Here is a 5,725-nt window from a genome sequence, read left to right on the forward strand (position 1 = left end):
TTTCCATGTCGAAGGTGTGGCTCAGGAGTCGGCTACCATCGGGCATCTGGGCCTCAAATTCACGAGGGGTCAGATGGATTACAGGTGCGGTCATAATGCTTACCGTTGAGAGAAACGTAGGAGAACAGCGTAGTCTTTGGGCCTATGCCTTCGTATCATAGCCTTTTGCTACTCAGATTAGAGAGATGCTTCCTGTTCTGTAGCTTGGGGTTGAGTCATTTAAGCAATTACCAACTGACGATAGCTAAAAAAGTTGTGCAGTTCATGGGCTATTTATACTCCATCACCACAGTTGTTTGCTGCACACTGGTATGTGTTACGTTGTGGTGTGATTACCTACTGCCGTTAGTGGTTAAGAGTACTTTAAGTAAGGTAACACTAGGTGAGAACACTTTGACGGTCATAATTACTTCTCTAGCAGCTAGTTGCTGATAAGGGTCGACTCGCCTGGTATCTGGGTAAGATAGAAGAAATGCATCCACACCTGGCATTAATCCATGAACGTAATTGAAAACACACATCATCACCTTGTAATCGCTACCACACCCCTGACAAAACAGATACTTGCGAGGGTCTCAATCCTTTTAGCGTCACTTGCCCCTGTGATGGGCATTCTTTACGCGAATACCTTGGGTAAAGCAAATACTGGGGAACTTACAGAGTTGACTTGTCAGCGAGTTGAGACCTATGTGAACTGCCAACTGACCCGCGAGGATGTGCAGGGTAACCAAACGATGAACCAGACTATTCGTCGTGTGCAAAAAGCTACTGTCTTGACAGTGCCAACTACCCGCAGGGTTTGTACTGGTACAGGAGAGAATCGCAGGTGCTCAGACAAACCCTATACCCTGTGCATAAGCCGGATTGTTGCTAACAATGTACCAGTAGAGATTCCTCTGAGTGAGTTTAAGGCAGGCACGACTGACCCGACTTGTCAAGCAGAAAATAGCATCACCTACGCTATTGCTAGCTTGGTCAAGGGTGACTTAACCGTAAAGGTTTGGACAGACGATACCCGTACAGGCGATATGAAGGCTGAGTTTTGGGGGATTGCTAGCTGTATCCTGGCAGGAGCAGGATTGTTTGCCTTAGTGTTGATCGCCCAGGTTCGTCAAGACATCTGGCTCTTTGATCGCCAACAGCAAAAGATTCGCCACACAGTCCGCTATCTTTGGCGGCAGCAAGAAACAGCCTACCCTTGGAAAGATGCGATCGGGCTAGAGTATACATCCGGTGGAACAGTAAAGTTATGGTTTAGACAAGGCCAGAAATTATGGGGACGCGCAGTGCCAGTTATGGAGAATTCATCTTCTGAATTGGTTGCCCAAATTGAACCTTATCTCAATCATGAGTTGAGGATTGAAAAGTTCGGTGGGTTAACAATAGAACGCACCCCAACTCGATTGACAATTCACTCTACAAATCCCCCAAAGCAACACTATGTAATTGATCTGGACGTAGGTACGATTAATTACTCTTGGGAAGAAAACACACCCGACCCATCTTCAGCGATCAACCATCAGGGTGCGCTAAGAATAGCTGGAAAAGTCCACTCTAATCCGTCTCTTCCTATTCGACAGGTAAACTCTGTGCAGTTCGTCACTAAGTATGATGACGAGGGAGATCGCATGTATAGTTTCAACCTAAAACTTGTTGACGATACCACAGAACCTCTATCTGACTTTACGTATGGATACACAGATGTGCCACGGATAGCAAACCGGATAGCTACCTTCTTGCAAGTGCCTCTTAATAAAGTTGAGCTTAGAGAGAAATGACTTGCTCTAGAGCTTCAGGTCTGACCATCTGTCAGTCAATCTGCACCTGGATTGCTATCAATCGTTGAGGATTTACTATCAACTGCTGGATGTAGGAGTTATTTGCTGTGAGTCTGTGTCAGGGGAATCTTGATTATGAACTCTGCCCCCTTACCAGGTTCTGAAATGCACTCCAACTGACCACCATGCTTTTCTACTACGATTTGGTAACTAATGGAGAGACCCAAGCCTGTACCTTTGCCGATCGGCTTCGTGGTGAAAAAGGGGTCAAACAGCTTTTCCTTAGCATCAGCAGTCATGCCAGGGCCGTTATCCCCAATGCGGATGATTGCCCATGACTGGTCAGCAGAAAGAGAGGTGCGAATGTGGATTGTTGGTGGCTGCCAACCCAGCAATAGTTCCTCACCATTGAATGCTTCTATAGGTTGAGATTCTAAGGCATCGATCGCATTGGCCAACACGTTGATAAAAACTTGATTGAGCTGACCAGCATAGCACTCTACGAGTGGCAGCATCCCGTAGTCCCTAATGACCCGGATAGCCATGGTGTCACCATGGGCTTTTAACCGATGTTGTAATAACATGAGGCTGTTATCAATGCCTTCGTGAATATCAACCATTTTTAGGTCGGATTCATCTTTACGTGAGAAGTTGCGCAGCGACAGCACCATCTGCTGAATGCGCTCGGCTCCAGCGGCCATAGAATTTAGGATATTGGGCAAGTCTTGCTGCAAGAAGTCGAGGTCAATGCTGCTCATAAAGGTTTGAATTTCTGGATCTGGATTTGGATAGTGTCGTTGATAAAGGTGAATCAACTGCAACAGGTCATGGGCATATTGATCCACATAGCTGAGATTGGCGTAGATAAAGTTAGTAGGGTTATTAATTTCGTGGGCAATGCCTGCCACTAGTTGTCCTAGGCTAGACATTTTTTCCGTTTGCACTAGTTGAGATTGGGTGCGCTTGAGGTCAGTCAGTGCCTGCTGGAGTTCTGCATTTTTAGCATTGAGGGCAGCTTCAGCCTGTTTACGATCGCCAATATTGCGGCCAATGCCTGTTAGCCCAACCACATTACCCTGCTCATCGCGCAGAATCACACCGTTCCAGTGAAACTCTATCTCGCCCTTAGTGGTGATCAGTCGCGCCTCTACATCCATCGATCCCATGGAAAAAGCTCGATAGATGGCTTGTACCATCTTGCCCCGCTCAGCCTCTGGAAAAAATGCCAATGCTGATCGCCCTTGAATCTGCTCACCCGTCAGCCCTGTAAGAGCTTCTAGTTGAGGATTCCACTTCAACATACGAATGTGCAAGTCAATAACGTACAAAACATCTGGAATCGCAGCAATTATGCTCTCCTGTTCACGCAATGTCCGTGCTAGTACCTCTTCAACGTGGCGACGCTTAGACATTTCATGTAAGCGATCAACAATGCGCAGCAATTCTGCCGTGCGCTCTCCATCTTGGTGCTTTACAGCTTTCATCACCTGCTCTGTAGTCTCTGCCCACTTGCGATCAGTAATGTCATGGATTGCGTTGACTCGTAGTCGCCGACCCCGATAGGTAATTGTGCGACCGCGAATTTCTGCCAAAAAGGGAGAACCGTCTTTACGCAGCAAGGTCGCTTCGTAGCGATCTTCGGTGCCAACTTGCTGGCGTTGAATGATCAAGTCCTTGTCTTGCCAGGCGATGAAGCGGGTGACAGACATGCCCCTCACTTCTTGAGGACTGTAGCCCAACATCTGAGTAAAGTTTTTGTTAGCTTCTACTACTAGGCCGCCGTCTGTAATGACGATCGCTTCAAAGCTAGCTTCAGATAAGCGCTGAAATCGCTCCTCTGCCTCTTGAATCGCTCGCTCTGCCTGCTGCTTCTCAGTAACAGTGGCGGTGATAACCAGCGATACCAGCACTAGCCCACCAATAGTTCCCTCGTTAGTGTACCAAGGGCTAGCTTGACAGCGAATCCATTCATGCCTCTGGGTTCGGCTCAGATATATCTTAGCCTCTTGTCGTTCTGTCTCACCTCCTAGGCAACGTTGGTACATTTGTCGCCATGTATCTGGAACATCTGGTAAACTTTCATAGTAAGATTGGCCGACTACATTGGAATGATGAAGACCATAGTCAACCATCCACTGACGGCTAGCAGCTAGGTAGTTCATTGCTAGATCAACAACCGCCATGGCGATCGGGGCAGCCTCGATCCAGGCACGCCAAGGTTCAGATGGGGTAACGTTAGCGGGGGGAAATGACATCACCTGTACTATGCGTCTTGAGGATCCGTCTGTTAATGAATTTAAAGAAGAGGTCATAAGTGAAAAGATTGTTAAAACAGTAAAAAATTGTCATAGGTGTGACGTAGGAAACAGCGCTTTAAATGAATTTGGTAAGCAGCTACATTTTCAATCATAAGGAGATGATCCCGGACTCGGATCACAGTCAAGTGGAGTTGTGATATCTATTTACATCTCCCCTGGGTGATAATTGAGGCTAGTTGAAAGCTTGGTAACACTGAGTACTTGGTTGCCCTGACCTTGCGGATGACATGATGAATAGTTTTTCTCATCAACGTCAACGAGTACGTATTTTAGTAGTATGCAGTGGGTTACTGGCAGCTCAAGGGTTGTTAGCAATTTTACGCCATGGCAACTACGATATAGAGGTTTGTGACTACACTACACAGGATTGCCAACCTCGAATGCTTCGATCTAGTGATCAAGGTTTTGATCTAGTTATGTTGGATGCCATGCTGTCTAACAGCTATCAGTGGTGCCGAGAGGTTCGATCCCTAGGAATTACATTGCCCATTGTTTTCTTTAGCACAGGTGACACTTCACCTGAGGTTACACAGGTCTATAGTGCTGGTGGTAGCGACTATGTGACCACTCCGTTCAGTCAACAAGAAGTTCTCTCCCGCCTTAAGACTCACCTAGAACTGCGCCAGTTGCAGTGTAAATTTAATCAACTCTTCGTGGCTAATCCCGTTGCCATGGCGATTTCTACCTTGGAGGACGGGCGGTTGCTAGAGGTGAATCCAGCCTTTGCAAAGCTGACAGGCTATACCCTGGAGGAACTGCTGGGTAAGTCTACCCTAGACCTCAACATCTGGGCCGATCGCAACGATCGCAATCGAATTGTACAGGCGTTGCTAACTAAGCAACCAGTTCTTGATCAAGAAATTCAGGGGCAAACTCGCACGGGTGAACCGAAAACAGTGTTGTTGTCCTCTGAATTGATTGACCATGAGGGCAAAACTTGCTTGTTTAGTCGTGCAATCGATATCACTGACCGCAAACAAGTTGATGTCCAGCGTCAGCGCCAGCTAGAGATGTACACGCTGTTAAATAGTATTTCTCGCCAACTGCTCAACCAAGATCCAGATACGGCGATTCACTTCACCCTCAAGGCAATTGGAGAATTCACAGCCAGCGATCGCGTCAACATTATCCAAAAGGATGCAAATCAAATTACTCTATCCATGACCCACGAGTGGTGTATAGAGGGTATCGAACCTTGTATGGCTCTAGTGCAAGCCATGAAACCTGAGGCTTGTCCTTGGGTTATGCAGCAATTGTTGACAGGCGAACCATTGGAAATTCAGTGCTTGGCTGATTTGCCGCCTGAAGCCAGCCGAGAGCGCGATCTGATGAGAGAAGCGGGAGTAAAATCCACCATCATTGTGCCCATGGTAAATGGTGAAACAATCGCAGGTTATTTAAGTGCTGATGCCGTTCGGGCAGAACGGCGATGGATGCCGGAAGATATCAAACTGTTTAGTCTTGTTGGTGAGTTGATTGCTATTGCCCAAGCACGTTATGCGGCTGAAGAAACCCAGCGTTTTTACCTCCATGCGGTATCTCACGATTTGCGTAACCCAGTGGTAGGGATGTCAATGATTGTCAAAAATCTCTTAAGTCAGCGTACAACTGGATCTGCATCAGAACCCT

The 5,725-nt window shown here is 47.1% G+C and carries 3 protein-coding genes; 2 read left to right on the forward strand and 1 reads right to left on the reverse strand.

Annotated features, from left to right (window positions below; all coding sequences use genetic code 11):
• Positions 1 to 602 precede the first annotated feature (602 nt).
• Entirely contained in the window at positions 603 to 1,778 is a 1,176-nt protein-coding gene (locus NZ772_12495) for a hypothetical protein (GenBank protein ID MCS6814369.1), read from the forward strand.
• Positions 1,779 to 1,876: 98 nt separating this feature from the next.
• On the opposite strand, the gene NZ772_12500 is transcribed toward NZ772_12495, so the two are convergent.
• Positions 1,877 to 4,033 carry a PAS domain S-box protein gene (locus NZ772_12500; GenBank protein ID MCS6814370.1) on the reverse strand — a complete coding sequence of 719 codons (2,157 nt, stop codon included), beginning with the start codon at positions 4,031 to 4,033 and terminating at the stop codon, positions 1,877 to 1,879.
• 290 nt (positions 4,034 to 4,323) lie between these two features.
• Between NZ772_12500 and NZ772_12505 the strand changes: the two genes are divergently transcribed.
• On the forward strand, positions 4,324 to 5,725 hold a 1,402-nt coding region (locus tag NZ772_12505; protein MCS6814371.1), incomplete at its 3' end, for a PAS domain S-box protein.

The sequence above is a fragment of the Cyanobacteriota bacterium genome (assembly GCA_025054735.1).
Classification (GTDB): Bacteria; Cyanobacteriota; Cyanobacteriia; order SKYG9; family SKYG9; genus SKYG9.

Bases quoted from the DNA above. Each gene is read 5' to 3' on its own strand.
- NZ772_12500 (MCS6814370.1), bottom strand. From the start codon at position 4,033: ATGTCATTTCCCCCCGCTAACGTTACCCCATCTGAACCTTGGCGTGCC.